At 66.3% G+C, this 25,881-nt stretch carries 25 protein-coding genes and 3 pseudogenes; 16 read left to right on the plus strand and 12 right to left on the minus strand.

Annotation, left to right across the window (positions count from 1 at the left end; all coding sequences use genetic code 11):
* Positions 1–81 precede the first annotated feature (81 nt).
* The 5 genes from KY499_RS14000 to KY499_RS14020 all read right to left on the minus strand — a co-directional run bounded on the left by KY499_RS14000 (position 82) and on the right by KY499_RS14020 (position 6,160).
* Positions 82–1,947, minus strand: a complete 1,866-nt coding sequence (locus KY499_RS14000; protein ID WP_219885644.1) for a Na+/H+ antiporter — start codon at positions 1,945–1,947, stop codon at positions 82–84.
* Positions 1,948–2,012: 65 nt separating this feature from the next.
* On the minus strand, positions 2,013–2,156 hold the full coding sequence (locus KY499_RS14005; protein WP_219885645.1) for a hypothetical protein: 144 nt from the start codon (positions 2,154–2,156) through the stop codon (positions 2,013–2,015).
* A gap of 181 nt (positions 2,157–2,337) precedes the next feature.
* On the minus strand, positions 2,338–3,693 hold the full coding sequence (locus KY499_RS14010; protein ID WP_219885646.1) for an LssY C-terminal domain-containing protein: 1,356 nt from the start codon (positions 3,691–3,693) through the stop codon (positions 2,338–2,340).
* 84 nt (positions 3,694–3,777) lie between these two features.
* A complete protein-coding gene (locus tag KY499_RS14015) occupies positions 3,778–5,274 on the minus strand; it encodes a S8 family serine peptidase (protein WP_219885648.1) in 1,497 nt (498 codons plus the stop codon).
* 133 nt (positions 5,275–5,407) lie between these two features.
* Positions 5,408–6,160, minus strand: coding sequence for a potassium channel family protein (locus KY499_RS14020; protein WP_219885649.1), 753 nt, complete (start codon positions 6,158–6,160; stop codon positions 5,408–5,410).
* A 196-nt stretch (positions 6,161–6,356) separates the two neighbouring features.
* On the opposite strand from KY499_RS14020, the gene KY499_RS14025 reads away from it, so the two are divergent.
* Positions 6,357–7,403 carry an LLM class flavin-dependent oxidoreductase gene (locus KY499_RS14025; RefSeq protein WP_219885650.1) on the plus strand — a complete coding sequence of 349 codons (1,047 nt, stop codon included), beginning with the start codon at positions 6,357–6,359 and terminating at the stop codon, positions 7,401–7,403.
* 52 nt (positions 7,404–7,455) lie between these two features.
* Here the strand turns inward: KY499_RS14025 and KY499_RS14030 are convergent, their stop codons facing one another.
* Both KY499_RS14030 and KY499_RS14035 read right to left on the minus strand, forming a co-directional pair.
* A complete protein-coding gene (locus KY499_RS14030) occupies positions 7,456–8,844 on the minus strand; it encodes an ammonium transporter (RefSeq protein ID WP_219885652.1) in 1,389 nt (462 codons plus the stop codon).
* 265 nt (positions 8,845–9,109) lie between these two features.
* Entirely contained in the window at positions 9,110–9,355 is a 246-nt protein-coding gene (locus tag KY499_RS14035) for a DUF2630 family protein (protein WP_123255484.1), read from the minus strand.
* 270 nt (positions 9,356–9,625) lie between these two features.
* On the opposite strand from KY499_RS14035, the gene KY499_RS14040 reads away from it, so the two are divergent.
* The 6 genes from KY499_RS14040 to KY499_RS14060 all read left to right on the plus strand — a co-directional run bounded on the left by KY499_RS14040 (position 9,626) and on the right by KY499_RS14060 (position 14,497).
* The gene (locus KY499_RS14040; protein WP_123255485.1) at positions 9,626–9,835 is read left to right on the plus strand and encodes a hypothetical protein; all 210 of its coding nucleotides are present in this window, start codon (positions 9,626–9,628) and stop codon (positions 9,833–9,835) included.
* 33 nt (positions 9,836–9,868) lie between these two features.
* On the plus strand, positions 9,869–11,188 hold the full coding sequence (locus KY499_RS14045) for an APC family permease (RefSeq protein WP_123255486.1): 1,320 nt from the start codon (positions 9,869–9,871) through the stop codon (positions 11,186–11,188).
* Positions 11,185–12,540 (plus strand): DUF2254 domain-containing protein, encoded by a 1,356-nt coding sequence (locus KY499_RS14050; protein ID WP_123255487.1) that lies wholly within the window; start codon positions 11,185–11,187, stop codon positions 12,538–12,540. Before KY499_RS14045 ends, KY499_RS14050 begins: the two co-directional genes overlap by 4 nt.
* A 183-nt stretch (positions 12,541–12,723) precedes the next feature.
* Positions 12,724–13,026: a phosphoribosyltransferase family protein gene (locus KY499_RS18340; protein ID WP_258190794.1), complete on the plus strand. Its 303-nt coding sequence runs from the start codon at positions 12,724–12,726 to the stop codon at positions 13,024–13,026.
* On the plus strand, positions 12,971–14,068 hold the full coding sequence (locus KY499_RS14055) for a phosphoribosyltransferase family protein (RefSeq protein ID WP_258190795.1): 1,098 nt from the start codon (positions 12,971–12,973) through the stop codon (positions 14,066–14,068). Before KY499_RS18340 ends, KY499_RS14055 begins: the two co-directional genes overlap by 56 nt.
* 3 nt (positions 14,069–14,071) lie before the next feature.
* Positions 14,072–14,497 (plus strand): DUF302 domain-containing protein, encoded by a 426-nt coding sequence (locus KY499_RS14060; RefSeq protein ID WP_219885654.1) that lies wholly within the window; start codon positions 14,072–14,074, stop codon positions 14,495–14,497.
* A gap of 26 nt (positions 14,498–14,523) precedes the next feature.
* Here the strand turns inward: KY499_RS14060 and KY499_RS14065 are convergent, their stop codons facing one another.
* Positions 14,524–14,979, minus strand: coding sequence for a universal stress protein (locus tag KY499_RS14065; protein WP_219885656.1), 456 nt, complete (start codon positions 14,977–14,979; stop codon positions 14,524–14,526).
* A gap of 186 nt (positions 14,980–15,165) precedes the next feature.
* Between KY499_RS14065 and KY499_RS14070 the strand changes: the two are divergent.
* The 4 genes and pseudogenes from KY499_RS14070 to KY499_RS14085 form a co-directional block, all read left to right on the plus strand.
* A pseudogene (locus KY499_RS14070) lies at positions 15,166–16,039 on the plus strand (NAD-dependent epimerase/dehydratase family protein).
* A gap of 35 nt (positions 16,040–16,074) precedes the next feature.
* Positions 16,075–17,106, plus strand: a complete 1,032-nt coding sequence (locus KY499_RS14075) for an aldo/keto reductase (RefSeq protein WP_219885658.1) — start codon at positions 16,075–16,077, stop codon at positions 17,104–17,106.
* 262 nt (positions 17,107–17,368) lie between these two features.
* A pseudogene (locus KY499_RS18830) lies at positions 17,369–17,449 on the plus strand (hypothetical protein); the annotation flags it as partial.
* A gap of 57 nt (positions 17,450–17,506) precedes the next feature.
* Positions 17,507–17,629 (plus strand): annotated as a pseudogene (locus tag KY499_RS14085) (bifunctional D-altronate/D-mannonate dehydratase); the annotation flags it as partial.
* Between the two features lie 113 nt (positions 17,630–17,742).
* Here the strand turns inward: KY499_RS14085 and KY499_RS14090 are convergent.
* Positions 17,743–17,952 (minus strand): hypothetical protein, encoded by a 210-nt coding sequence (locus KY499_RS14090; RefSeq protein WP_123254721.1) that lies wholly within the window; start codon positions 17,950–17,952, stop codon positions 17,743–17,745.
* Positions 17,953–18,334: 382 nt separating this feature from the next.
* Between KY499_RS14090 and KY499_RS14095 the strand changes: the two genes are divergently transcribed.
* Positions 18,335–19,117 (plus strand): phosphatase PAP2 family protein, encoded by a 783-nt coding sequence (locus tag KY499_RS14095; protein ID WP_219885659.1) that lies wholly within the window; start codon positions 18,335–18,337, stop codon positions 19,115–19,117.
* A 30-nt stretch (positions 19,118–19,147) separates the two neighbouring features.
* Here the strand turns inward: KY499_RS14095 and KY499_RS14100 are convergent, their stop codons facing one another.
* A complete protein-coding gene (locus tag KY499_RS14100) occupies positions 19,148–19,435 on the minus strand; it encodes a MerR family transcriptional regulator (RefSeq protein WP_123254719.1) in 288 nt (95 codons plus the stop codon).
* 135 nt (positions 19,436–19,570) lie between these two features.
* Between KY499_RS14100 and KY499_RS14105 the strand changes: the two genes are divergently transcribed.
* Complete coding sequence (locus KY499_RS14105) at positions 19,571–19,999, plus strand: Hsp20/alpha crystallin family protein (protein ID WP_308813050.1); 429 nt, start codon at positions 19,571–19,573, stop codon at positions 19,997–19,999.
* Positions 20,000–20,122: 123 nt separating this feature from the next.
* Positions 20,123–20,512: a hypothetical protein gene (locus tag KY499_RS14110; protein ID WP_123254718.1), complete on the plus strand. Its 390-nt coding sequence runs from the start codon at positions 20,123–20,125 to the stop codon at positions 20,510–20,512.
* A 42-nt stretch (positions 20,513–20,554) separates the two neighbouring features.
* On the opposite strand, the gene KY499_RS14115 is transcribed toward KY499_RS14110, so the two are convergent.
* Positions 20,555–21,091: a TspO/MBR family protein gene (locus KY499_RS14115; protein WP_219885660.1), complete on the minus strand. Its 537-nt coding sequence runs from the start codon at positions 21,089–21,091 to the stop codon at positions 20,555–20,557.
* A gap of 113 nt (positions 21,092–21,204) precedes the next feature.
* On the opposite strand from KY499_RS14115, the gene KY499_RS14120 reads away from it, so the two are divergent.
* A complete protein-coding gene (locus tag KY499_RS14120; protein WP_219885662.1) occupies positions 21,205–22,752 on the plus strand; it encodes a glycoside hydrolase family 1 protein in 1,548 nt (515 codons plus the stop codon).
* Positions 22,753–22,778: 26 nt separating this feature from the next.
* Here the strand turns inward: KY499_RS14120 and KY499_RS14125 are convergent, their stop codons facing one another.
* Positions 22,779–23,846 carry an App1 family protein gene (locus KY499_RS14125; RefSeq protein ID WP_219885663.1) on the minus strand — a complete coding sequence of 356 codons (1,068 nt, stop codon included), beginning with the start codon at positions 23,844–23,846 and terminating at the stop codon, positions 22,779–22,781.
* 165 nt (positions 23,847–24,011) lie between these two features.
* Here KY499_RS14125 and KY499_RS14130 point away from each other — a divergent pair, with 165 nt between their 5' ends.
* On the plus strand, positions 24,012–25,865 hold the full coding sequence (locus tag KY499_RS14130; RefSeq protein WP_219885665.1) for a glycoside hydrolase family 15 protein: 1,854 nt from the start codon (positions 24,012–24,014) through the stop codon (positions 25,863–25,865).
* Positions 25,866–25,881: the final 16 nt, after the last annotated feature.

Genomic DNA, 25,881 nt, shown 5'->3' on the forward strand with positions numbered 1-25,881 from the left:
CCGCAGCCGCAGCGCAGCCGCAGGAAGCGCGAAGCCCCCGGGAGATCAGCCGGAGGGCCAGAACTGGCCGGGATTCCCGCCTCAGCCCAGCAGCTCATCCTCGTAGCACCAGCGCCAGTCCTCGACCGGTTCGATGCTGCGCATGACCGGGTGGCCGGTGGCAAGGTGATGCCGTGACGCATGCATCCCGGGCGAGGAATCGCAACAGCCTACGTAGCCGCAGTCAAGGCACATGCGCAGGTGAACGCTCAGTGTTCCCTCCCGGACGCAGTCCGCGCAGACCGCGTCGTCCGGGACGTCACGGTCCGTCGACGATGCAAGATGGGTGCAGGCGCCGGCCGGCCGGTCGGTGCCCGCACCGCCGGACAGGTCCGGTGCACTCTCAAAGGCGTCCAGCATCGATTCTTCAACATCGAGCCCGTCCAGTACATCGCTCAGAACCTCGTGGGCGTAGCCGCCGCCGCGCCGGAGTTCAAGCACTTTTGCGCGCTCCGCCTCCAGCATGGCCAGCCGGAGCCGGGCGTAGCGCCGGCTGGGCGTAACGGCATCCGAGCCCGGCCGGCCCAGCCGCTCCCACGCCGCGAGCCCGCGTTCCTGCGTCCGACGCTTGAGCATGGATACAACCTCCGGCGGGTCATCATCACTCCGCAACTCCTCCAGCCGTATCACCCCGGCCGCTGTGGCCAGTTGCACGAGGGCGGCCTGATTCAGGGCGTCCTCGTGCCGGTCCGGTCCCTCGACATTCAGCAGCCGGACGAGCACCGGCAGGGTGAACCCCTGCAGTGCGAGGGTGCCGCCCACCACCACCATGGCGGCCAGGATCAGCACATTCCGGTGTTCCAGGTCGGGCGGGAGTACCAGCACGGCGGCCAGCGTGACGACGCCGCGCATACCGGCCCAGGAGACGATCGCGGGGTACTGCCACGGCGGAGAGGGATCGTTGCGGCGGACGGCCGGGATCAGCCGGGGAAGATACGTAGCCGGGAAGACCCACACGGGCCTCAGCGACAGGACCGCGAGAAGAATCACCGCGCAGCCCGCCCAGATCCTGCCCGCCCCGAGGGAGTCGCCCTGGACGCCCTCGATGATGGTCCGGACCTGCAGGCCGATGAGCAGGAACACCGAGTTCTCCAGCAGGAACTGAACCGTGGCCCAATTGCTGCGCTGGCTTAGGCGCGCGGCGCCGTTGGGCATTGACGGGGCCTTGGTGCCCATGACCAGGCCGGCGACAACGACGGCGAGAACCCCCGAGGCGTGGATGTGCTCCGCCGGAAGGTAGGCCACAAACGGTGCCATCAGCGACGTCGTGGTATTGATGGCGACGTTGTGGATTCGCTTCCGCAGCTCTGTCAGTACATAGGCGGCGGCAAGTCCCACTGCTATGCCGCCGCCTGCGGCGAGCAGGAAACCGGCCCCGATCTCCGCGGCGGACACGGTCCCGGCGATGGCGGCGATGGCGGCGCGGAGGCAGACCAGGGCGGTGGCGTCGTTGACCAGTGATTCGCCTTCAAGGATGCTGACGATCCGGCGCGGCATGCCCACTTTCCGGGCGATGGCGGTCGCGGCGACGGCATCCGGCGGGGCAACGACGGCGCCCAGGGCGATCGCTGCGGCCAGCGGAATTTCGGGAAAGAGCCACCAGACGACAGCACCCACAGCAAGGGTCCCGAAAATGACGTATCCGACGGAGAGGAGGCCGATTGAACGGCGGTTGGCCCTGAAATCGAAGACCGAAGTCCGGAGAGCCGCCGCGTACAGCAGCGGCGGGAGCAGTCCCACCAGGACCAGTTCGGGGTTAAGTTCAACCGTCGGGACGAATGGCAGGAACGATCCTGCGACGCCGGCCAGCACCAGCAGCAAAGGAACCGAGACGTTGATCTTCCGGCCGAGTGCGCTGCCGGCACACACCACGGCAACGAGCACAAGCAATCCTAAGGCGACGTCCATCCTGCCATTCTGTCAGCCGGGCGGCCCGGCAGGAGCGTACGCCGTCGTCTTGTCAGTGCCGGATACTACTCGTCGTCGTCGAAGTCGTCGAAGTCGTCGCCTTCAGCGGCCGTCTGCGAATGCGCGCGGGAATCCAGCGGCTCCGCGCCCTCATCGCCCTCGGCGGCCTCGCTGTGATGGCGTTCGGCCGGCTGTTGTTTTACATTCATGTCCGCTCCTTTGCCGCAGACGCCCGGCGGAAAGACCCGAGGGCGTCTTCTTCACATCTAGCTCCTGCCCGCACCGGGCTGTCAAGGAACAGGGTTGGCTATATGGAGCCCGGGCCTGCTTCTGCACCGCCAAACCGGCACAATCTCTGCCGCGTGTGACGACGCCGGTGCCTATGGCAGGTCAGAACGGCGTCCGGCCGCCGGGCCTGGATGAATCCCGTTTGGGTTCTTTGTGTGCGCGCAGGGCATAGGTGCGGGCCCGGTCGCTCGAGAGCGCCAGAACAAGCAGGATGTCGATGGTCAGCCCGGGCAGGTTTGAGCGCAGGGTGATCCCCGGGCCGCCGTTGAGCACCGCCGCGGCCTGCAGGCCGATCGCGACGGTGCTTAGGACCATCGTGAGAGTCCTGGCCCGGCCCCGGCCAAGGAAAACCAGCCACGCGAGCATCAATTCCGTCCCGGCGAAAAGCACAACCGCCACAACCGTCGCGGTGAAGATCAGCCCGGCCTGCCCGGACGTGAGGCCGCCATTGGACTCCCTGGCGCCACCGGAGAGAAGTAACGCATCTATATGCTCCTGCGGGAATATAACCAGTGACAGTGCGAGGAGACCGGCCGCTGCCGCTCGTGCTGCTGCCAGCGCAGCGCCGACGACAATCGCGGCGGGGCGCTTGTCCCGGCTGTCGCTCGGCGGCCCAGACGGCGTGGGCGGCGCCGCAGTCCGTCGGAGGTCAACGATGGGAAGGTCACCATCTGTGGCGATGCTGTCTCCGCCGCCGTTGCGGGTGTGATAACCGGCGGAAAAGTCGCGGATGATCCTGACTTCGGCGGCGGTGTCGGCTTGGGCAATGCTGCCGATGATGTGATCGCGTTCCCCGTCAGTGTGTCCGTCAATCTTGTGGGTGATCTGCAGTGTGAACAGGGACAATCCCACTCTGCGGTCGTACGTCCCGGCAGCCAGCCAGTCTGCTGCCAGTCCGCCCGGAAGCAGCCACCCCGGCGGGCAGCGCCAGAAGCGGACGTGATGACGTTTCCCCGGGGTCCCGTCAATCTCCTGCTGGTAGGCGAAATCCTGTTGGCGTCCGAACAGGAACATCGGGCTGACCGGCGCTTGCAGATAGCTGCGGCGCAGGATGGTGGAGACGACGATCCGGCGGCTGCTGGTCAGCGTCACGTCGTCGGCCAGTGTCCATCCACCGGCCTGCATCACGGCGTGGAGCTGGGGTTCGGATCCCAACAGGGCGACGTTGACGGGATCGCCCAGTAGCCCGTCGCTTGTGCGTGCCCGGCCGATGAAGTAGTCCGGGACGTAGACGTGGGTCAGGATCCGGTGCAGCCGGGGGAGGACCAGATACGCGAGCAGCGCCCAAAAGACTACCAGGAACCAGAGCTGCGCCCAGCCCCATTGGAAGCTCTCCTGCAGCAGCAGGGAGGACAACCACACGGCAGAGACACCGCCCACCACGAAAAACACGCGGTCCAGCACAGGATACGGAACCGTACTGCCGGGCGCCGCAACACGGGTTTCAGGCCTTGTCATGAGTGCCGTCCTGCCGCGGTGCCGGACGTCCGCGCTGCCGGAGCACCCGGATCGTTCGTCCCCGGACCCCTGGAGCGCCAGCCGTCAGAACTTGGCTATCTGGGTCAGGTAGCCAAAGTACCGGCCGCTGCCCACCGGATGCTGCGGGTCGCCGTCGAAGCCGAAGTCGTGGTTTTCCTTGTTGTAGTCCCGGGTCAGCTTCAAAAAATCTTCCATCGCGTCATCGCCTGAGCCGCGGCAGGCCTTGTGGCTGATGCACAAAGCGACCGAGCCTGCGACGGCCGGGCTCGCGAAGCTGGTCCCGTTGGTGACGGTGTAACCGCCGGGGGCGGTGGACAACATGCAGACTCCGGGGCCGGCGACGGTGTGGGCTTTGTCCCTGGAGGTTGTGGCGAAGTTCGAAAAGACGGCCGGGCCGTCATCCTGTTGTCCGATCTTCGCCCAGTCATCCGCTCCGCACGTTGTGGCCCCGAATCCGCCGGGCCGGCCGTCGAAGTCCGCCATGGCGGTCACCGTCAGCACTTCGTCGTAGGTCGCCGGGACCGTGTCGGCGAAATCGGAGCCGGCATTACCGGCGGCGACGACGTAGGTCACGCCCTTGCGCACCGAACGGCAGATCGCGTAGTGCATCGGGTCGGTGCCCTTGCCGCAGTTGGCCGTGTCGGTGCCTTGCCCTCCGATGCTGATGTTGGCCACCTCGATGTCGTTGCTCTTGTCCTCGTCCTTATGGGTAGACGTCACCCAGTCGATGGCGCAGATCAGGCTGTCCTCCGTGATCAGGCCGGCGTCGTCCATCACCCGGACGGACCACAGCGGGGTCCCCGGCGCCGTCCCGACGATCCCGAGCCCGTTGTTCCTTGCGCCAATCACTCCCGCGACGGACGTGCCATGACCGTGCTGGTCCACCGGGGTTACGGGAACAGGGGAGCCGGAGGTGCAGTCGACGCCGCCGCGGACATTGAGGTCCGGGTGGGCGGCATCGACTCCAGTGTCGATCACAGCCACGTTGACGCCAACGGCGGCTCGCCGGTCGTCGTCGTCACTGCTGCCGCCGCTGCTGGTGCTGACACCGCCGCCATCGCTGGTCCGAAGGTCGGCGGGGGCTCCACCTACCCGCAGCCACCAGAAAGGCGCCACCTGGGTGGTGGGGCTGACGGGGTCTTGCGGTTCGTGGAAGGTCCGGCTCGCGGTGACGAAGTCGACGCCGGGATCGGCCGCGACCTGCGCCGCCTGGGCGGGCGTCATTTCCGCCGCGTACCCGTTCACCGCATCGCGGTAGACGCGGGCTGCGGCGAAACCGAAGGTGCTTTGATGCGCGGCAGCCGTGGCGCCCGCATCCGCCACGGAGTCCTGCAGCACCACGATGTAGCTTTGTGCAGGCCCAGCGGTCCCGGGAATGGCAGCCGGGGCGGATCCGGCGCCTGCGCTCAGCGCACCGGCGGTCAGCAGGAGCGCGGCGGCCGAGGCGAGCGCGGCTCTGAAGCGCGAAGGAACCCTCCCGCGTGCATGACGCTGCGGCGGCCGCGGAAAACCGGCCGCCGCAGATGCGCGCTGATGATCTGATCCGGCACGAATGATCATCGCGGCCTCCCACTAAGCGTCGTCGCTATCGAGTGCCCCCCGCTCATTATTAAGCCCGTGTAACGGCCAAAAGGGAAGAAGCAATGCGGGATCACCGGCAGGAATCTGTAGCCGGCGGCTCCTGCGGGGCCGGCTACGCCCGGTTCTCCTGGCCATCGTGCGCGGCCGGCTGGCCGCGGTCAGCGAGTTGGGCGCTGAGCTGGTCGATCTGGCGCGAGAGCCGGGCCACCTCACGCGTCAAGGCAGGGTCATTCCCGGCTGCGTCAGTGTCTCGATCGGCCACGTTTTCCACCAGCCACGATGCCACGGATGCGGTGACGACGCCGATGACGGCCACACCGCCGACCATCAGACCCGCGGCGACCAGCCGGCCGAGACCGGTCACCGGGTAATGGTCGCCGTAGCCCACCGTGGTGATGGTCGTCATGGCCCACCACAGTGCGTCTCCGAAGGTAGTGAGGTTGGACCCCTCCGCGTTCTGTTCGACGTCGAGGACCGCCAGCGCGCCGGCGTAGATCAGCAGGGCAGCCGAGGCCATGACGTAGGCGACGATGCGGCCGCGGAGCGCGTTGCCGCCGGCCCGGTGAAAGAACTGCATCAGGGTGATGAGCCGCAGCAGTTGTAAGGGCCGCAGGACCGGGAGGATTAGGAGCGCCAGTTCGTGCAGGTTCTTCAGGAACCACCGCTTGCGGCGGGGAGCCAGCCACAGGTGTATCGCGTAGTCGAAGGCGAAGACCGCCCAAGTCACCCAGAACACCGCTTCCAAGGCCGAGTGCTGCGCCGGACGCAGACTCGCTATCACTTGCGCCGAGTAGGCCGCCAGGAACAGCACGGCCACACCAAGCATGGGCCACTCCGAATATTTGCTCCAAGTCGCTAAAGTCATGGATTCAAGGCTATGCCAGGCCGGTAGCCGCACACCCCGTCCTCTGCCTGTCCTTTCCTGTCCCCGCCGGGACCTGAATCGGGGCCGGGCCGCAGCAGGATTCCGTTTTCGCGGTCGGTTCCGCCTGGCGGGTAGCCCGGCGGAACCGACCGCGGAGGCAAGGAATGATGCCGTTCGGCGCGGCGTTGGTCCGGATATGAAGCGTATTGGTTTCCTTTCTTTCGGCCATTGGTCCCCCGCCCCGGGCTCCCGGACCCGGACAGCGCAGGACATGCTCCTGCAGAGCATCGAACTCGCCGCCGCTGCTGAAGAACTCGGCATCGACGGCGCGTTCTTCCGCGTCCATCACTTCGCGCGCCAGCAGGCCTCGCCGTTCCCGCTGCTCGCCGCGGTCGCCGCACGCACCCGCCGGATTGAGATCGGCACCGGCGTGATCGACATGCGCTACGAAAATCCCCTCTACATGGCCGAAGAGGCCGCTGCCACCGACCTCATCAGCGGCAGTCGGCTGCAGCTGGGAATCAGCCGCGGCTCACCTGAGCCGGCCCGCAACGGTGCTGCGGCGTTCGGCTATGTCCCGGCCGAGGGGGAGACCGACGCTGACATGGCGCGCCGGCACACCGGGGATTTCCGCCGGTCCATCAGCGGCGCCGAAATGGTGGAGGCGGATCCGCGCTACGCCGGCGGCGCCACCGGCCGGCTGCCGGTGCAGCCGCAATCCCCGGGACTCTCCGAACGGGTCTGGTGGGGTGCCGGGACGCGGAAGACCGCGGTGTGGGCTGCCGAAATGGGCATGAACCTGATGAGCTCCACCTTGTTGACCGAGGACACGGGGGTGCCCTTCGACGAACTCCAGGCCGAGCAGATCGGGCTCTTCCGCCAGGCCTGGGCGGATGCCGGCCATGAGCGCCCGCCGCGGATTTCGGTCAGCCGCAGCGTCCTGCCCATCACCGACGAGGAAGACCAGAGCTACTTCGGTCTTTCCGCCCTCCGCGGAGGCCGTGACCAGGTGGGCCGGCTGGACGGCACCCTGGCGCGCTTCGGCAAGAGCTACGTCGGCGCGCCGGACGTCCTGGCCGGGCAACTGGCGGCAGACGCAGCGGTCCAGGCCGCCGATACCCTCTTGCTGACCATCCCGAACCAATTGGGCGTCGAGTACAACGCCAAGCTCCTCGACAACGTTCTCCAACATGTCGCGCCGGCGATCGGCTGGTCGCCGGCGGACTCCGGGCTGCGGAACTGACGCCGGCGCCCGGACCGGGTGAGGAGAGTGTGCCTGGCGGGAGAAGGCTGCGCTAAACGAGGACGTCCTGCTCCTGCCGCTCTTGTGCGTGGGACGCTGGGGTGGGAAGTCGCTCTGGCGTCCCACCGTGACCGGCGGGCTGTCCGTGACCGGTGTGCTGGGTCTCGCGGACACCGGTGTGGGCATGGTGGCCGAAGGGGGTGAAGCGGCTCAGCGCGAGTTCGGCAAAGGCGTAGGCGGTCTCGGCGTGCTCGGAGCGGTCGACGCCGGCGACCTCGTCTTCGTGGCTAACGCGGAATCCCACGGTCTTGTGGATCGCCAGGCCGATTACTGCGGTGCCGAAAGCGGACACTGCCATGGTGATGAGGACGGCCACCGTCTGGGCGATGAGCTGCTGGGGGCCGCCGCCGTAGAGGAGGCCGCCGCCTTCGCCGTTGACGGGGAGAGCGATGAAACCGAGCGCCAGGGTGCCGATGAGGCCGCCGCCGAGGTGGACACCGACGACGTCGAGCGAATCATCGAAGCCGAACTTGAACTTCAGGTCCACAAATACGGCGCAGGCGGCGCCGGCGAGCAGGCCTAGTCCCAGGGCAGCGAGCGGGCTGATGTTCGCGCAGGACGGGGTGATTGCGACCAGGCCGGCGACGGCGCCTGAGGCTGCGCCGAGCGACGTCGGGTGGCCGTGGCGGATCTTTTCCGTCGCGAGCCAACTGATTACGGCTGCTGCCGGGGCTGCCAGCGTGTTGATCCAGATGAGGCCGGCCTGTTCCACGGTGGTGGCGGCGCCGGCGTTGAAGCCGAACCAGCCGAACCACAGGATACCGGCGCCGAGCATGATGAAGGGGATGTTGTGCGGGCGGTGGGCCGGGTCCTTGCCGAAGCCGTGGCGGTTGCCCAGGATCAGGACCAGGACCAGCGCCGCGGTGCCCGAGGCGATTTCGACGACCGTGCCGCCGGCGAAGTCGATGACCTGGCCGAAGACATTACTGACGGCTCCTCCGGCGCTCATCAGGCCGCCTCCCCACACCATGTAGGCGATGGGGCAGTAGACCGCGGTGATCCAGACGGGGACAAAAACGATCCAGGCAGTGAATTTGGTCCGGTCGGCGATGGCGCCACTGATCAGGGCCACGGTGATGATCGCGAAGGTTGCGCTGTAGCCGGCCTTGATCAGGTCCGGCGAGCCGATGATGTTGCTCAGCCCGAAGCTGGTCAACGGGCTGCCGACGATGCCGAGGACGCCGTCGCCGGTGCTCATCGAGTATCCCCACAGGACCCAGACGACCCCGACGATGCCGACGGAGACGAAGCTCATCATCATCATGTTCAGGGCCGCCTTGGCCCGGGTCATGCCGCCGTAAAAGAGGCCCAGTGCCGGGGTCATCAGCAGCACCATGGCCGCCGACACCATCATCCAGACGCTTCCCGCAGTGAGTTCCACCTGCGTGTCCCTTCGTATCAATCCGCCGCACCGGGGGCGGACCGCCGCCGGCTCCCCCGATCCAGGTTCAATCCTCGCCGGGCTGTGTTTCCGGTGATGAGGCGGCAAGTTGCGGGCACGTTACAGGAATGGCACCGCGCGTGAAGATCGCGTGACCGTGGTGTTTCGGGAATGTTAGCGGGGACTCTTCCCGGCCGTATCCGGTGCGCCCCGTTGGCGCTCCGCCGGAGAACTGCTGCCGAACGGGCAGTATCCTGCCGTGACTTCAGCCCTTGTAGTTCCGGACCTGATTCACCGGGCGGACCTCCGCCTCGTCCGGGTTTTCGCCATATTGTTTCTTCGCACGCCGTTGCCTCAGCAGGTCCCAGGCCTGGTCGAGGTCCTCTTCAATGCGCTTCACCCGCTGGCGCTCCGGGGTCTCCTCCTCTCCGGCCGCCGCGGTCCGCTCGCGAAGGTCGCGCTCCTCCTCCACCAGCGACTGGATGCGCCGGAGGATGTCCTGTTCGTCCACGGTGTCCTGCTTCCTGGAGTGGCGTCTACCGTCAGGGTAGTAATCGGCGCCACCTTTGGCCAGACCGCTCTACGGCACGCCGGGGCGCAGGGATCTCAGCCGTTTCGACGATCGGGTGCCCCGCTCGACGTTCCCGCGCATCGGGCGGGCACCGGACCGTCGATTCGTTGCGACTCCTGGCTGTCAGAAACGCCGGTCCGCGGTATCCTGAATCCTGGCCGGCATATTGCATAAATCGATCCTTCCTGCCCGGCCAGGAGAGGAAACGTCATGCCAGGGAAGCTGCACCTCACTCCGGACGATGAATTCCCGGAGGACCTCAGCGCGGTCGACACCACGGCACTGCAGATCCTGGACAGCCAGGTCCAGCGCCAGCTCGACTACGAGTACGTCGCGGAGGGTGAACCCCATCCGGAAACTGAGTTCCGGCACTACGACCTGGACGAGGAATTCAGCGAAAGGGACACGCGGAGCGCCTAGCCAGCCGCGGCCCGGACAGTAGACTCCCACATCATGGCTGACGAAAAGAAACTCTCCCTGGCAGGATCTGTCTCTCTCGGCACCGGCGTGATGATCGGGGCGGGGATCTTTGCGCTGGTGGGCCAGGTCGCGGGCTTGGCCGGAGGCCTCGTGCCCGCAGCATTCCTGGCCGGGGCCGTCGTCGTGGCGTTCAGCGCGTATTCGTACGTGAAGTACTCCGGCTCCAACCCATCCTCCGGCGGCATCGCGATGCTGCTCAAGGATGCCTACGGCCCCGGAGTTATCGCAGGGTCCTTCTCCTTGTTTATGTACGTGTCCATGGTGATCGCGGAAAGCCTCCTCGCCAGGACGTTCGGTACCTACCTCCTGCGCCCCTTTGGGCTTCAGGGATCGCCGGTCCTGGTGCCGGTGCTGGGCGTCGCCGCCATAGCGCTCGCCGCCGTCGTCAATCTCGTGGGCAACCGGCTCGTGGAGAAGTCTGCGACCGTGACCGCGGCAGTGAAAATCCTCGGCATCGCCGCCCTGGCCATCGCGGGCCTTGTGGCTGCCGGCCCGTCCTCCTTGGGAAAAGTGCTCAGCGGGGGAGCCGGGCAGGCTCCCGACCAGGGCATTCTGGGCTTCCTGGCTGGTACCACGCTGTGCATCCTGGCTTACAAGGGGTTCACGACGATCACCAACCAGGGCGGCGACATCCAGGAGCCCAAAAAGAACATCGGCCGCTCCATCATCATTGCCCTTGCGCTCTGCACCGTCATCTACCTATTGCTCACGGTCTCCGTGACGGGCAGCCTCACTGTCCCGGAGATCGTCGAGGCCAGGGACTACGCGCTCGCCGAAGCTGCCGAACCCCTGTTCGGTGCTTGGGGCGTCGGGCTGACGATCGCGCTGGCCGTAGTGGCCACGCTGTCCGGGCTCCTGGCGAGCATCTATTCGGTGTCCAGGCTCTACGCCATGCTCCAGGACATGAAACAGGCGCCAGGGCTACCCGGCGACATCAAACACGAGCCGCTGCTGATCACGGCCGGCCTGGCCATCATCGTGACCGTATTCTTCGACCTGAGCCAGATTGCGTCGCTCGGTGCGCTGCTCTACATCGCCATGGATATTGCCATTCATGTGGGAGTCATCCGGCATCTCAGCGGCGACATCGGGGCCAAGCGCTGGATCCCCGCCGTGGCGATTCTTCTGGACGTCGCCGTCGTGGTGCCGTTTGTCCTCATCAAGGCGGGGCAGGATCCGTTGACAGTCGGTATTGCGGCCGCTGTCGCCCTGGTGATCTTCGTGGCCCAATGGTGGGCCGTAAGCCGCCGGGACCACACGTTCGAAACAACTGGTCAGGAGGCCGGATCGTGAGAGGCAGATTCCGTGTGATCCGGGAGGCGTTCCGTTCCTTACTGTGGCCGATCCCCGCAGTGGCGGTCGCCCTGGCAGTGGTGCTGGGCTTTTGGCTCCCCAGCCTCGACAGCGTCTACGACGAAAACGTCCCGACGGTGTTCAGGGCCTATCTCTTCGGCGGTGGTCCTGACGCGGCACGGGCAGTCCTGCAAGCGGTGTCCGGCTCCCTCATTACGGTGACGTCCCTGACCTTCTCGCTGACAGTAGTCACCCTGCAGTTGGCCAGCAGCCAGTTTTCGCCGCGGCTGCTGCGAACATTCACGAGCGACAGCTTCGTGCACTGGACGCTCGCGCTCTTTCTCGGCACCTTTGCCTATTCCCTGACAGTGCTCCGGACAGTCCGCACCGCCGCCGACCAGCAGAGCGAGTTTGTCCCGGACATTGCGGTGACCATGGCGTTCGTCTTCGCCATCGCCAGCGTGGTTGGACTCGTCCTGTTCCTGGCGCACCTCACCCGGGAGATCCGGGTGGAAACCATGATGCGGAAGGTCCAGGGAGAAACTCTCGAAACCATCAATGTCGTTTATCCCGAAGACCCGGCCGGCCGGCTGCCCGAGCCCCGGGCGCCCAGCAACGCCGTCAGCATCGAGGCTGCCTCCTCCGGGTTCCTGACTTCCGTCGACCCTAAGATACTGGTCGGGGCCGCCAAGCAGTCACGGGCTGTTATCCGCATCGATGTAGACCCCGGAAGCTCACTGATTGCCGGGGTCCCGTTCGCCACGGTCTGGCCCGACGATGCGCGGGATCACCTGAACGAGGAAGAAACCGAGACTCTGACGGCCGCCGTCCATAGCGCCGCCGGAACCGGTTTTGAACGGACAGCGGCCCAGGACCCGGCATTCGGATTCCGGCAGCTCGCCGACGTCGCCGCGCGGGCGTTGTCGCCCGGGATCAATGACCCGACGACGGCAGTCCACGTCCTGGCGCATCTCTCCAGTCTGTTGTGCTTCCTGGTCGAGCGGGACATGCGCGACCGCGTCGTGGCCGATGACGACGGAAAGGCAAGGGTGGTCCTGGCACTCCCCGGGTTCGCGTCCCTGCTGGAGCTGTCCTTGGCGCAGGCCCGCCGCTACGGGCTACAGGATCCCGAGGTAGGCGAACGCATCATCACACTGCTGCAGGAGGTGGCCTGGCGCGACAACGGCGGCCGCCATCGGGAGGCCCTTGCCATGCAACTCAGCGAGCTGAGGGCCACCATCGACGCCCAAGAGTACACCGACGCCGAGCGGGACCGTCTCCTGACCCGGTGCCAAGACGTCGAAGCAGCCTTGGCCAGCAGCATTCCGCCGCACCGCAGGGCCCGCCGCTAGCCACCGCGGGACGCGCCGGTCCCGGTACGCAAAACAGGCACAAAGGCCCTCAACAGTGCCCGGTGAGTGACGGATAGTGGGAGGACCGGACGCGGGCTCAGGACCCCGGCGGCGTCCGTGGGCCATCCTGAACGCAGGGCCCAACGAGGCTGGCATCCGGGGTTCAACTGGAAAGCCGTACTGATGAGCATCTTTGAGGACAGGGTCGACGCCGGTCGGCGGCTGGGCCGGCGGGTGGCGGAACTGCGCGGCCAGGACGTCGTAGTCCTGGGCCTTCCGCGGGGCGGTGTTCCTGTCGCCTACGAGGTCGCGGCGGCCTTGGACGCACCCCTGGACGTGATCGTGGTGCGAAAGCTGGGACTCCCTTACCAGCCGGAGCTTGCCATGGGGGCTATCGGCGAAGGCGGGGGCCCGGGTCCTGGAGGATCAGGTGCTCGCCCACTCGAGGGTGGACGGCGCCGAGCTTCGGGCCGTCGAGGACCATGAGCGCGCCATACTGGAATCCCGGGTGATCCGCTTCCGAAAAGGCCGGAGCCGCCTGGATCTCACCGGCCGCATTGCGTTGATTGTCGACGACGGGATCGCCACCGGCTCCACCGCCCGGGTGGCCTGCCGGATCGCCCGGCAACAGGGTGCAGCACGGGTGATTCTCGCCGTTCCCGTCGCCCCGGCGGAGACCCTGGCGGCCCTGACGGAGCCGGACGAGGTCGTCTGCTTGGCCACACCCCCGCAGTTCACCGCCGTCGGCTACCATTACCGGGATTTCTCTCCGACAGAGGATGACGAAGTCGTGAAGCTGCTGGACCTCGCAGCCCAACGGCTCAAGGATCCCCCACCCGCCGCCCGGAACGCCGTGGCGGGGCGCGCCGACACCGATGAGGAAGTCCGGATCGAGGCCGGTGGCGTGCTGCTCGAAGGGCACCTGCACCTGCCCGTTCCCGCCCACGGCGTCGTGCTGTTCGCGCACGGCAGCGGCAGCAGCCGGCACAGCCCGCGCAACCGGTACGTGGCCGGCGTCCTCCAGCAGGCGGGGCTCGGCACGCTGCTGCTGGATTTGCTGACCCCGGCGGAGGAGCGCAACCGCGCCAACGTCTTCGACATTCCACTCCTGGCCCGCAGGCTGGCCTCGGCCACGGCCTGGCTGGCAGGCCGGGCGGACACCGCCACCAGCTCCATCGGCTATTTTGGTGCGAGCACCGGTGCGGCAGCGGCGCTGTGGGCGGCGTCCGGGCCCTCCGCCCGGGTGGCTGCCATCGTGTCCCGCGGCGGGCGGCCGGAACTGGCCGGTCCGCGGCTGTCCGACGTGAGCGCGCCGACGCTGCTGATTGTGGGCAGCTTCGACTATGAGGTCGTGGAGCTCAACCGCCGGGCCAAAGCGATGCTGCATTGCCCCAACCAGCTTGCCGTGGTTCAGGGAGCCACCCACCTGTTTGAGGAAACCGGTACGCTGGCCGCGGCGGCCATTCTCGCGAGGGACTGGTTCGTCCGGTACCTGATGCCAACAGCCACGACCTACCCCGAGGAGTAACTAATGAGCTACACCTACACCACCGTCGTCCCGCTGAGCTGGGAGGACGCCGTGGAAAAGACCCGCGAAGCGCTGGCGGCCCAGGGCTTCGGAATTCTTTCGGAGATCAACGTGCGGTCCACGTTCGCTGCCAAGCTCGGCGATGATGCCGCCGAAGAAGTAGGGGACTACCTCATTCTCGGGGCATGCAATCCGACCCTCGCACGCCAGGCACTGGCCAGCGAACCGGACCTCGGGGCGCTCCTGCCCTGCAATGTGGTGGTACGGCGCGCCACCGGTGCTACGGAAACAACCGTGCAGGCCATTGACCCGCAGACCATGGTCAAACTCAGTGACAACCCGGCAGTACGTGAAGTCGCTGATGACGCCGGAACCCGGCTGCGCGCCGCCCTGGCGGATGTTGCCGGCGAAAAGGCCGGCGCGAACTGACCCGGAGGGCCTGGACGAACAGCCGGTTACACCGGCTGCCCGTTGGGGTCCTGGCCCACCACGAGGACCGGGCAGTGGGCATGTGCCGCGCAGGCGCCGCTGACCGAACCGATCACCTGTGACACGAAACCGCCTCGGCCGCGTCGGCCGACCACCAGCATCTGCGCATCCTGGCTCTCCTCGATCAGTACCTTGGCGGGAGCCCCGAACTTCACGTCACGGGTCAGCCGCTCGGGGCGTGCATCGCCGAACGCCCGATCCAGGGCCTGCTCGACCTGTACTTTGGCAGTCTCTTCCAACTCTGTGGCGCTGGCGGAGCTGTCCTCCGGAAGATGGGAGGCCAGGAAGAAGTCCGAGGAGCCCAGGCAGGTGACGAGGTGCAGCGGGGCGTCCAGGCTAGTGGCCATGCGGCCGGCGAGCCGAAGCGCCGCCGTCGAATACTCGGAGCCGTCCACGCCCACGACAATCCGTTGATCGTTCATGTCATCCAGCGTGCTCTCCGCATTCGGCAGCCGCCTAGGGCCGAAAGTCACCGGCAGCCCTGCTGATGCACGCCCCCCGCCACCGGATGCGGGATGTACCTGGGACTCAAAGGGCCAGCCATGGGGGCTGCGCCGCAGCCCTTGCCGCCCCTAGGGTGGGAAGACGAACACCAAAGGAGATCCTTGATGAGAATTGCAGTTACCGGCGGAAGCGGAAAGCTGGGCAGGAGCGTCGTCCGCAGGCTGGGCGAGGACGGCCACACGGTCACCAACCTGGACCGCACCGGCACGCGCGAACGAGGCTTCACCGAGGTGGACCTGCGCAACTACGGCCAGGTCGCGGACGTTTTCCAGGGACTGGAAGACCGGCACTCCGGCTTCGACGCCGTGGTGCATCTGGCCGCCATCCCGGCCCCGGGGCCTGGCTCCCGACGCCGCCACGTTCGAGAACAACATGCTGTCCACCTACAACGTCTTCCAGGCCGCACGCCGGGCCGGGATCAAAAAGATCGTTTACGCCTCCAGCGAGACGGTGCTGGGGCTGCCGTTCGACACCGACCCGCCCTACATCCCTGTCGACGAGGAATATCCCGCCCGCCCCGAGAGCACGTATTCCCTCGTTAAGCACCTTGAGGAACAGATGGCCATCGAGCTGACCCGCTGGGACCCGGAGCTGAGCATCACAGGGCTCCGGTTCTCCAACGTGATGGATCCGGAGGACTATGAGGAGTTCCCCGCCTTCGACGCCGATCCGAGGCTGCGCAAGTGGAACCTCTGGGGCTACATCGATGGCCGCGACGGCGCGCAGGCGGTGGCCCGGGCGTTGGAGAACGGCAAGCCGGGCTTCGAGGCCTTCATCATCGCCAATGCGGACTCCGTGATGAGCCGCTCCAGCGCGAGCCTGGCCGCGGAGGTATTTCCCGACGTCAAGGTGGTCAAGGATCTCGGCGAGCACGAGACCCTGCTGTCAATCGATAAGGCCAAGCGCCTTCTGGGTTTCGCACCGGAGCACAGCTGGCGCAACTACCACTCGAACCGCACCACCCCCACGGAAGACTGATCCACCGAAGACTTACCAACCGACAGAGGAGTTCTATGCAATACCGCACCCTGGGCACCAGCGGCGCCGTCGTCTCCAACTACGCGCTGGGCACCATGACGTTCGGCGCCGAGGCCACCGAGGATCAGTCCCGCGCGATCCTGGACGACTATTTCGCGGCAGGCGGCAATTTCATCGATACCGCCGATGTTTACAGCACCGGCGTCTCGGAGGAAATCATCGGCCGGTGGCTGGCAGACCGGCCGGATGTCAGGGACCGGGCCGTCGTCGCCACGAAGGGTCGCTTCCCGATGGGGGAGGCCCCGAACGACGTCGGCACGTCCCGTCGGCACCTCACCCGTGCACTGGACGACTCGCTGCGCCGGCTGGGCGTGGAACAAATCGATCTCTACCAGCTGCATGCCTGGGACCCGATCACACCGCTGGAGGAAACCCTGCGCTTCCTGCACGACGCCGTGAGCCGCGGAAAAATCGCCTACTACGGGTTCTCCAACTTCCTTGGCTGGCAGCTGACCAAGGCCGTCCATCTGGCGAAGGCCCACGGCTGGAGCGCCCCCGTGACGCTGCAGCCGCAGTACAGCCTGCTGGTCCGTGAAATAGAGTCAGAGATCGTCCCCGCCTCGCTCGATGCCGGCATCGGGCTGTTGCCGTGGTCGCCGCTGGGAGGCGGCTGGCTTTCCGGCAAGTACAAGCGCGACCAGGCGCCGACGGGCGCCACCCGCCTGGGCGAAAATCCCGAACGGGGGATGGAAGCCTGGAAGGCACGGAACGCCGACTCCCGGACCTGGGACGTGATCGACGAAGTCGAGGAGATTGCCGGGCGGCACAGCGTGAGCCCATCCCAGGTGGCGCTTGCGTGGCTGGCGAACCGCCCGGCTGTCACCTCGGTGATCCTCGGCGCACGCACCACCAAGCAGCTCGCGGACAACCTCGCCGCAACTGACCTGCGGCTCACGGCGGAGGAGACAGAGCGACTGACCGGGGTGAGCCGGCCGCGCGTCGGCGTCTATCCGTACGGGCCGATGGCGCAGGAACAGCGGAGCCGGAAAGTTCAGGGCGGCCGCTAGCAAAAATCAACGCGGGGCCACTTCCCGCCCGTCCGGGCGGGCCGCTGATCGGCGACGCGGCCTCGGGCGGGGATCTCGCCGCGCTCCGGGAGCGGGCTCGCGCCTTCGTGGCCCTCGCGGCGGAACATGTTGGCGACCGCGCGGAAGCAAACCTCGCAAACGTGGGGCTGTTGTGAGCGCGGCTCTGGACCTGTTGACTTTCGGCGAGTCCATGGTCTCCCTGCGGTCCGCCGGGCCGTTATCCGCTGGCGGGAGCCTGGGCATGCACGTCGCCGGGGCAGAATCCAACGTCGCCGTCGGCGTCGCAAGGCTGGGTCACCGCGTGGCGTGGGCAGGAGTCGAGGGTGCCGACCCGCTCGGCCAGTTTATCCTCCGGCAACTGCGCTCCGAGAGTATCCGGCTGCACCCCGGCGACAAGCCCGGCATCGGCGTTGACTTCAATGAAGAAGCCGCCGCGGCCTTCCCCTACCAGCAGGCCTACCTGCCCTACAACCGCCTCGTCGACGGCACCGTCCACGACTGGTGGCGGTGGCGGAAACCGAAGAGGTCCCGGACGGAGGCTCCGCGCCTTGCCGTCCGGGACCGCCCGGGTTTTCCTGAGGATCGTCTCAGCGTCTCCGGGTCAGTGGACTCCGGTTACTGAACGAGTTCGCGGGTCATGCCGAAGGGCACCTGCTCAGAAAGGGCCGCGGTGTAGTGACCGGGCTTGTGCCGCGTGAGCAGGATTCCGTGGGTTCCCCCGGCCATGGCGACTTCCTGGAGCCCCAGGACAGCTTCGGTGAGGCGCTCGTCGAGCGCCCCGCGGTTGTCTACGTGAATTTCGATGCAGTCGGAACTTGTTGACATGGCAGTATCTTCCTTGGAGTTATTAACTTCGGCCCCAATACCTGCTGGACACTAGTGGTCTGTCTTCAATCCCGTCAAATTGCAGGGGGAGCGCCCGGCACGCCCGGTGGACGGTCATATGACCGGCCGCAAGGATGACCTGCGGAAATGTCATACAAATGATTTGATCATGTGATATATCTCAATTTGCCGGGCGACGACGCGGGTGGCCGCGGCTCCCCTAGTGGCGGAGTGCCCCGCAGGGACGGAAATGGACGCAGTGGATGGCCCCTCCCAGGGTCCGGCCGGTCGACAGGAGTGCCGTGAATCCGGGCGCCACGATATTCTTCAGCAGGGATTCCCAGTACGGTCACGGTCACAGTCACAAAGGCGGATGCGGAAAATGGCACAAGGTCAAGCTCGGAAGTCAGAAGGATGGTGGCGGGCGTTCCACGAGAAGTTCATTGTGGAGGAGCGCTACATGGCCGGTACCGCGCGGCGGAACCTCTACCGGATAGCCGTGGGTCTGATGATCGTCGGCGCCGCCCTCTTCGTCGTCATCCTTGCGGGGGTACTGCAGCGGGGCGGTGTCTCGGATATCGATGCGCCGGTCCGTTCCTGGCTTTTGAATCTGCGGGGTGAGCCCATGACGACCCTCATGATTTTTCTGGCGATCGTGTTCGGGCCGGTAGCACTGCCAATCATCATCCTGGTGGTCACCGTGGTCTGGGGCTTTATGGCCAGGCACGCCTGGCGGCCCATTCTGCTCGCCAGCGCCATGCTGACCGGCGTTATCCTGGCCCAAATCATCGGGCGCAGCGTCGGCCGGGAGCGTCCCCCGGTGGATTTGATGCTCTTCGGCGAGGACTTCACTTTCTCCTTCCCCTCCGGGCATGTCCTGGGCGCCAGTGACTTCCTGCTCGTCTCGACGTTCCTCATCTTCTCGCGACGGCGCAATACCGGGTCCGCGGTGCTGGTCTTCGTCGCGGCCGGCATCGGTGTGGTCTTCGCCGCGCTCAGCCGTCTCTATCTGGGCTATCACTGGATGACCGATGCCATGGCGTCGGTCTCGATATCGCTGGTCGTGCTGGGGGCGGTCATTGCGCTGGACACGTGGCGCACGGCGCGGATACCTGGTGAGCAGATCACGGGAACGCTCTCCACCGAAGACTCCAGCCAGGGCTGAGGCCGCACGCAGTTCGGCGACGCCCCGGTCTCATCGCGCCCGGGACCGTTGCAGCTCGGCGCGCAGCCGATCATTGTCTGCTTCGAGATCCAATACCCTGGCAACCCCCGCCAGGTTCAGGCCTTCCTCCAGCAGTTCGGCGATCCGGCGAAGGACCACCAGATCCGCCTCGCTGTACTGCCGCGTGCCGCCTGAAGTCCGGACCGGCGTAAGCAGGCCCCGCCTTTCGTAGAGCCGGATGTTCTGTTGCCCGGTGCCCACGATTTGTGCCGCGACGGAGATCGCGTAGACGCCCACGGCCGCTCTTCGCCCTGCCAATCTGGCCTCCTGTCTCCGAAGTCGGATCTTGCATCAGATTCTGACCGGTGCTATAAAAAATCTGTATCCAATGCCATAGATAATCACACTGGCGGGATATAGAAAACAATACTAGCCACGGTGAAGGAGTGGACAATGATGTTGATGCGTACGGACCCGTTCCGCGAATTCGATCGGCTGGCCCAGCAGGTCTTTGGAACAACGGCACGGCCCGCGGCCATGCCGATGGACGCGTGGCAGGAAGACGGCGAATTCGTCGTCGCATTTGATCTGCCGGGAGTAAATGTGGATTCGGTCAACCTCGATGTTGAGCGGAATGTGCTGACCGTCAGGGCCGAGCGTAGGGACCCGACTCAACCCAACGTTGAGCTGATCGCGTCAGAGCGCCCACGCGGCGTCTTCAGCCGTCAGTTGATCCTCGGCGATACCCTGGACACGGAGAACGTCAAGGCACACTACGCAGACGGCGTGCTGACCCTTCGCATTCCTGTGGCCGAGAAAGCCAAGCCGCGGAAGATAGAAATTTCCCTCTCGCAGGACAGGATGCAGGAGATCAACCAGTAGAAGCAGGCTGCGGGCGCCCTGAATGACGGGGCGCCCGCAGCCTGCACTGCCCGGCTGATCCATGGTCCGCTGGATTCGCGGGCCAATTGTCGTGAATAGGCTTCAGCACCAAGGAGAACGACGATGAGCACATGGCGCCGGTACGAATCGCATTTGATTCCGGCATTCCACGAGCGGTTCGAACAACGCTGGGGCCGAGGTTCTGCGCCCTTCCTCGACCCGGAGGCACACGAGTCCCCGCTGCCCAGGGCCCAATGGATCAACGTCGATACGGGCGCCGCGCTGGCCGTTGTTCCCATCTGGACCGAGGAAGACAGCCAACTACGGTCGTTCGGGGTGTTCTATCTGCCTCCGGCAGGCGACATCTGGATGCTGCGGCCAGGGTTCACCGAGTACCTGGAGCCCGCTGCTGCGGACACGGAGCAACTCGTGGCGCTGCGGAACGATGCCTTCAGGAAGGCTGTGGCGCATGCCAAGGACTTCCTTTTCGGCCCCGAGACATCGATGTTCTGAGCGGCCGGCGCTAAGCCGCGGTCGGTCCAGAGCAGACGCACGTCAGTTGTACGCCGCGGCGTACAGGTTCAGGCTGGACGAGAATACAAGCCAGGATACGTAGGGCAGCATCAGCAATCCGGCCGTGCGGCTGATGACGCCGAACCGGACCACCGTGGCGGCAGCCGCTACGACGTGGACAACGATCAGCCCCAGAGCCAGCCAGAGCGCAGCGGCACCAATCGCCGGATACATGCCAAAAAACAGCGGGGCCCAGGACAGGTTGACCAGCAACAAAACGCCGTAGATCGTCATCGCACTGCGGCGCGGTTCGGACCGCTGCCGCCACACCAGCCATGCGGCGACGGCCATGGCGGTGTAGAGCATCCCCCAGGCTGTCGCAAACGCCCAGCCGGCCGGGGTCCACGGTGCCTTGCTTGCGGTGGCGTACCAACCGACGGAATGGCTGGTGATCACCCGTGAGGACAGGAAGGAAATGGTATAGGCGACGGCCAGGAATCCGGCCAGCGCCGCGGCTTGACGGCCGGCCCCGGGCACGTCGAGGGCAGGATTGATTGTATCTTCACGTTTTGCGGGCACGACTCAACCATGCGCAGTCGAGCGGCGTCCGTCAAACTGTGTGGCGTGGCGTGCCGGGCTGCAAGGTTCTAAAATCAGTGGACTGCCTGCGAACTACTTAAGGGGACCCCAAAATGTCTGCTTCCGCCCGAGACCTGGCCGCACTGCTCCCGGCCGGCTTCACCCTTGGCGTGGCGACGTCAGCTTTCCAGATCGAGGGCGCCCTGACCGCGGACGGCCGCGGGCCCACCGGGTGGGACATCTTTGCCGCCAGGCCCGGTGCGATCGTTGACGACCACAGCCCGGCCGTTTCGTGCGACCACTATTATCGGATGCCCGAAGACGTTGAACTGATGAAGAAGCTGGGAATCGATTCCTACCGGTTCTCGCTGTCCTGGGCCCGCATCCAACCCGGCGGCAGCGGCCCCGTCAATCCAGCAGGGCTGGACTTCTACGACCGGCTGATCGACCTGTTACTGGCCAACGGGATCTCCCCGATGGCGACTCTTTACCACTGGGACACTCCGTTGCCCCTGGACGAGGCCGGTGGCTGGATGAACCGGGACACGGCCTACCGGCTCGGGGAATTCGCCACCATTGCAGCTGCCGCCTTCGGCGACAGGGTGGCCCGGTGGGTGACGGTGAACGAGCCAGCCACGGTCACCACGAACGGCTACGCCCTCGGCCTGCATGCGCCCGGCGAATCCCTCATGCTGAGGGCGCTTCCGACGGTTCATCACCAGTTGCTCGGCCACGGCCTTGCGGTCCAGGCGCTCCGTGCTGCCAAGGTGCCCGGCGAAATCGGCATCACCAACGTCTACTCACCCATGGTCCCGGCCTCGGCCAACCCGCTCGACGCCGTCAGTGCCGGGTTGATGGACGTGGCCCAGAACCGGCTTTTCGCCGACCCGGTCCTCCTGGGAAAGTACCCGGACGTGATTCGCGCGGCCACCTTCTTTTCGTCCTCGTTCAACCCCTCTAGCGAGGACATGGAGCTGATCTCCCAGCCTCTGGACTTCTATGGACTGAACTACTACATGCCAACCCGGGTGGCGTCCGGTCCGGGGGACGGTGCGGTGCCCCCGGGGATGGCTGAGGCGATGGGGGATGACCTCAGCGGGACGGCGCCTGGGGCTCCGTTCCATATTGCCCCGTTCCCGGACACGGAGATCACCGGCTACGGCTGGCCGATCAAGCCGGAATACCTGTCGGTCGCCCTGGCCGAGATGGCTGAACGGTACCCGGATCTGCCGCCTATTTATATCACCGAAGGCGGGGCGAGCTTCGAGGACGTGGCGGTCAAGGATCCGGATATGGGCCGGCTGATCATTCCAGATGAGCGGCGCCTGCGCTATCTGTCGGACCATATCGCGACTGCCATTAAAGCCACGGCTCCCGGCGGCGCAGCCGAGTCGGTGGACCTCCGCGGTTACTTCGTATGGTCGCTGATGGATAACTTCGAATGGTCCGGCGGCTACAAACAGCCGTTCGGACTGTTGCATGTCGATTTCGACACCCAGATCCGGACACCAAAAGCGTCCTACTACTGGCTCCAGGAACTACTCTCGGCCCGCACCAAAGCGGCCGCGAGTGCAGCCGGCGCGGACAAAGCCGCGGAACCTGACGACGTCGAGCCAGCGGCAGAACCTGTTGGTGCCAAACGCTCCAGCCCGATGGGCTGACACCAGCCTCTCGGCCCGGGCGCACCCTAGAGGATTTTCAGGTCCCGCAGGCTTTTAGCCATTCCGGCGCCGTCGGGCGAGTAAATCCACGGCACCGTGGATTCAGTGTGGTCCCCGTCGTTGGAATGGCCGCCGGCGAGGACGGCTTCGCCGGCCGAGAGCTGACGGATCGCGATGGCGGCCACGTTGTCCGGGTGGTGGTGGGCGAACTCAGAGTAGATGGCTTCGTCGTGCTGGCCGTTGTCTCCAAAGAGGACCCAGCGCATGGTGGGGAACTCCTGGGCCAGCAGTTCCAGGTTCCGGAGCTTGTGGTTCTGGCCGCTCCGGAACCAGCGGTCGTGGGTCAGGCCCCAGTCCGTGAGCAGCAACGCACCGGAGGGGTACAGGTTGCGGGTGATGAACCGGGCCAGTGTGGGGGCCGCGTTCCACGGCCCCGTCGACAGATAGAGCACCGGGATATTTGGGTGTTCCACTGTCAACCGGTCCATCAGGACGGCCATGCCGGGCGTCGCCATCCGGGCGCGCTCGTTCAGGACGAAGGTGTTCCAGATCGCCAGGAAGGGGCGGGGGAGCGCTGTCACCATGATCGTGTCATCAATGTCAGAGACAATCCCGAGAGGGGTGTCGGGGGAGATCACAAAGATCGGGCCCGTAACGGGTTCGGTTCCCTCGGCCCGCAACACGGCAGTGTGCCAACCGGGCGCCAGCGTGACGGGAATGACGGTGTCCACGAGGCCGCCTCGGTCTGCGTGCACCCGTGTGGTGAACCCGCCAATCCGGATTTCGACCTCCGTGGACGGGATCGGAACGGCCGTAAAGGCGCGCCAGCCGCGGAGGTTCTGGTTGCCGTTCACCGCCACCTGCTCCGCTTTGCTCCCTGGAGCGGGTTTCGACGTCAGGACCACCCGGCCGAGCACCCGGACCCATGCGGTGGAGCCGTAGCCCTGGTAGGCGATCGTCTGCGGGATGAAGTGCCAGCGCCTGGCAATTTTCAGCCGCAGCCGGTTGACAGCGTCCGATACCCAGTGGGCCAGATGGAAGACCTTGCTTCCGGACACGGCTTGCTGTTGGGGTTGCTGCGGCGCCAATTCCATGGCTCCACTCTCCCACAGCGGCAGCGGCCCTGCGCAGCGTGACGGCCCCGGCGTCTTGTTACCGTCCAGGGCCCCCGGGTGCAGAGCTTCCTCCCGCGGGCGGCAGGCCGCCCCGCGGCATCCCGGGCGCTCGTCTGCCGCGGCCCTGTGTGGCAGTGTATGGACATGGCACGCATCGAGGATTATGCAATGGTCGGGGATTTGCACACGGCAGCGCTGATCAGCACCGAGGGCTCCATCGACTGGCTCTGTCTGCCGCGGTTCGATTCTCCCGCCTGCTTCAACGCGCTGGTCGACACTCCCAAGGCCGGGCGCTGGCTCCTGGCGCCGGAGAGCGGCGGGGAATGCACGCGGCGGCGGTACCGGCCGGGGACGCTGATACTCGAAACCGAATGGGCGACCCCTGACGGGACCGTCCGGATTATCGACTTTATGCCGCCACGCGACGGCGTGGCGGACATCGTGCGGATCGTCGTCGGGGTCAGCGGCACTGTACGGATGCGCGGCGAGTTGGTGCTGCGTTTTGACTACGGGCACATTGTCCCCTGGGTCCGGCATGACGAGTATGGGATCCATGCGGTGGCCGGTCCGGACGCCGCGTATCTGGTGACGGACGCCCCGTTGCAGGGCCAGCGGATGCGCACGATCAGCGACTTCACCGTCACGGCCGGGGAGCGTGTCCCATTTGTCCTGACCTGGAGCCCGAGCCATCTGAGCCGCCCGCGTATTGCCGATCCGGAGGCGGCCCTGGAATCCACCGACGCCTTCTGGCAGCACTGGTCCGGGAAGTGCACGATCACCGGCCCGCACCGCGACGCGGTCATGCGGTCCCTCATCACCCTCAAAGCCCTCACTTTCGCCCCCACCGGCGGCATCGTGGCGGCGGTGACGACCTCCCTGCCCGAGGAGATCGGCGGGACGCGCAATTGGGACTACCGTTTTTGCTGGCTCCGCGATGCAACCCTCACACTGCAGGCCCTGCTCGCTGCCGGATACACCGACGAGGCGGGCGCCTGGCGCGACTGGCTGCTGCGCGCCGTCGCCGGGGATCCCGCGGACCTGCAAATCATGTACGGAATCCACGGTGAACGCCGGCTGCCGGAAATAGAGCTTCCCTGGCTGCAGGGCTATGAAGAATCTGCGCCGGTGCGGATCGGCAACGGTGCGGCAGGGCAGCTGCAACTGGATGTCTGGGGTGAGGTGCTGGACTGCCTGGCTCTGACACGGAATGCGCTCCTGAAACAGCCGGACGACGCCTGGGATGTGCAGGTGGCCCTCATGGAACATCTGGAGACGGTATGGCATCGGCCGGACAACGGGCTATGGGAAATGCGGGGGCCTCGGCGGCATTTCACCCACTCCAAGGTGATGGCGTGGGTGGCGGCGGACCGCATGGTCAAGGGCATCCGGAACTTCGGGCTGCCGGGTCCTGCAGACCGCTGGGAGGCCCTGCGGGACACCATCCACGCCGACGTGATGGCCAAAGGCTTCGACGTAGGACGCAACACCTTCGTCCAGGCCTACGGGCGTCCTGCACTCGACGCCAGCCTCTTGCTTATCCCGCGGGTGGGGTTCCTGCCGCCGGATGACCCGCGCGTGATCGGAACCATTGAGGCCATTGAGCGTGAGCTGATGCACGACGGATTCCTCCTCCGCTACCGGCCCGAGGAAAGCGACGACGGCCTGCCGGGCGGCGAGGGCGTGTTTCTGGCCTGCTCGTTTTGGCTCGTGGAGGCGCTCCTGGGTGCAGGGCGGCGGCGTGAGGCCCGGGAACTCTTCGAGCGGCTGCTGGCCTTGCGGAACGACGTCGGGCTGCTGAGTGAGGAATGGAGCGTCGAGGCGGGCCGGCAACTGGGCAACACGCCCCAGGCGTTCAGCCATTTCGCGCTCGTGTTGAGCGCTTTGGAACTGCACGAAGACGCGGTCCACAGCAGCGACACGCCGCCGCACACGGCCCCGGAGGACGCCCCGGAGGACGCCGCGGCGGAGGCCGCGGCGGATTCGGCAGTAGGGAACTGACCGGTTGCCGGCGCCG

The organism is Arthrobacter sp. PAMC25284 (assembly GCF_019443425.1).
In the GTDB taxonomy this organism is placed as follows: Bacteria; Actinomycetota; Actinomycetes; order Actinomycetales; family Micrococcaceae; genus Arthrobacter; species Arthrobacter oryzae_A.

Coding starts and splice junctions, on each gene's coding strand:
- KY499_RS14000 (WP_219885644.1), bottom strand. CDS start 1,947: ATGGACGTCGCCTTAGGATTGCTTGTGCTCGTTGCCGTGGTGTGTGCC.
- KY499_RS14005 (WP_219885645.1), bottom strand. CDS start 2,156: ATGAATGTAAAACAACAGCCGGCCGAACGCCATCACAGCGAGGCCGCC.
- KY499_RS14010 (WP_219885646.1), bottom strand. CDS start 3,693: ATGACAAGGCCTGAAACCCGTGTTGCGGCGCCCGGCAGTACGGTTCCG.
- KY499_RS14015 (WP_219885648.1), bottom strand. CDS start 5,274: ATGATCATTCGTGCCGGATCAGATCATCAGCGCGCATCTGCGGCGGCC.
- KY499_RS14020 (WP_219885649.1), bottom strand. CDS start 6,160: ATGACTTTAGCGACTTGGAGCAAATATTCGGAGTGGCCCATGCTTGGT.
- KY499_RS14025 (WP_219885650.1), top strand. CDS start 6,357: ATGAAGCGTATTGGTTTCCTTTCTTTCGGCCATTGGTCCCCCGCCCCG.
- KY499_RS14040 (WP_123255485.1), top strand. CDS start 9,626: ATGCCAGGGAAGCTGCACCTCACTCCGGACGATGAATTCCCGGAGGAC.
- KY499_RS14045 (WP_123255486.1), top strand. CDS start 9,869: ATGGCTGACGAAAAGAAACTCTCCCTGGCAGGATCTGTCTCTCTCGGC.
- KY499_RS18340 (WP_258190794.1), top strand. CDS start 12,724: ATGAGCATCTTTGAGGACAGGGTCGACGCCGGTCGGCGGCTGGGCCGG.
- KY499_RS14060 (WP_219885654.1), top strand. CDS start 14,072: ATGAGCTACACCTACACCACCGTCGTCCCGCTGAGCTGGGAGGACGCC.
- KY499_RS14065 (WP_219885656.1), bottom strand. CDS start 14,979: ATGAACGATCAACGGATTGTCGTGGGCGTGGACGGCTCCGAGTATTCG.
- KY499_RS14075 (WP_219885658.1), top strand. CDS start 16,075: ATGCAATACCGCACCCTGGGCACCAGCGGCGCCGTCGTCTCCAACTAC.
- KY499_RS14090 (WP_123254721.1), bottom strand. CDS start 17,952: ATGTCAACAAGTTCCGACTGCATCGAAATTCACGTAGACAACCGCGGG.
- KY499_RS14095 (WP_219885659.1), top strand. CDS start 18,335: ATGGCACAAGGTCAAGCTCGGAAGTCAGAAGGATGGTGGCGGGCGTTC.
- KY499_RS14105 (WP_308813050.1), top strand. CDS start 19,571: ATGATGTTGATGCGTACGGACCCGTTCCGCGAATTCGATCGGCTGGCC.
- KY499_RS14110 (WP_123254718.1), top strand. CDS start 20,123: ATGAGCACATGGCGCCGGTACGAATCGCATTTGATTCCGGCATTCCAC.
- KY499_RS14120 (WP_219885662.1), top strand. CDS start 21,205: ATGTCTGCTTCCGCCCGAGACCTGGCCGCACTGCTCCCGGCCGGCTTC.
- KY499_RS14125 (WP_219885663.1), bottom strand. CDS start 23,846: ATGGAATTGGCGCCGCAGCAACCCCAACAGCAAGCCGTGTCCGGAAGC.
- KY499_RS14130 (WP_219885665.1), top strand. CDS start 24,012: ATGGCACGCATCGAGGATTATGCAATGGTCGGGGATTTGCACACGGCA.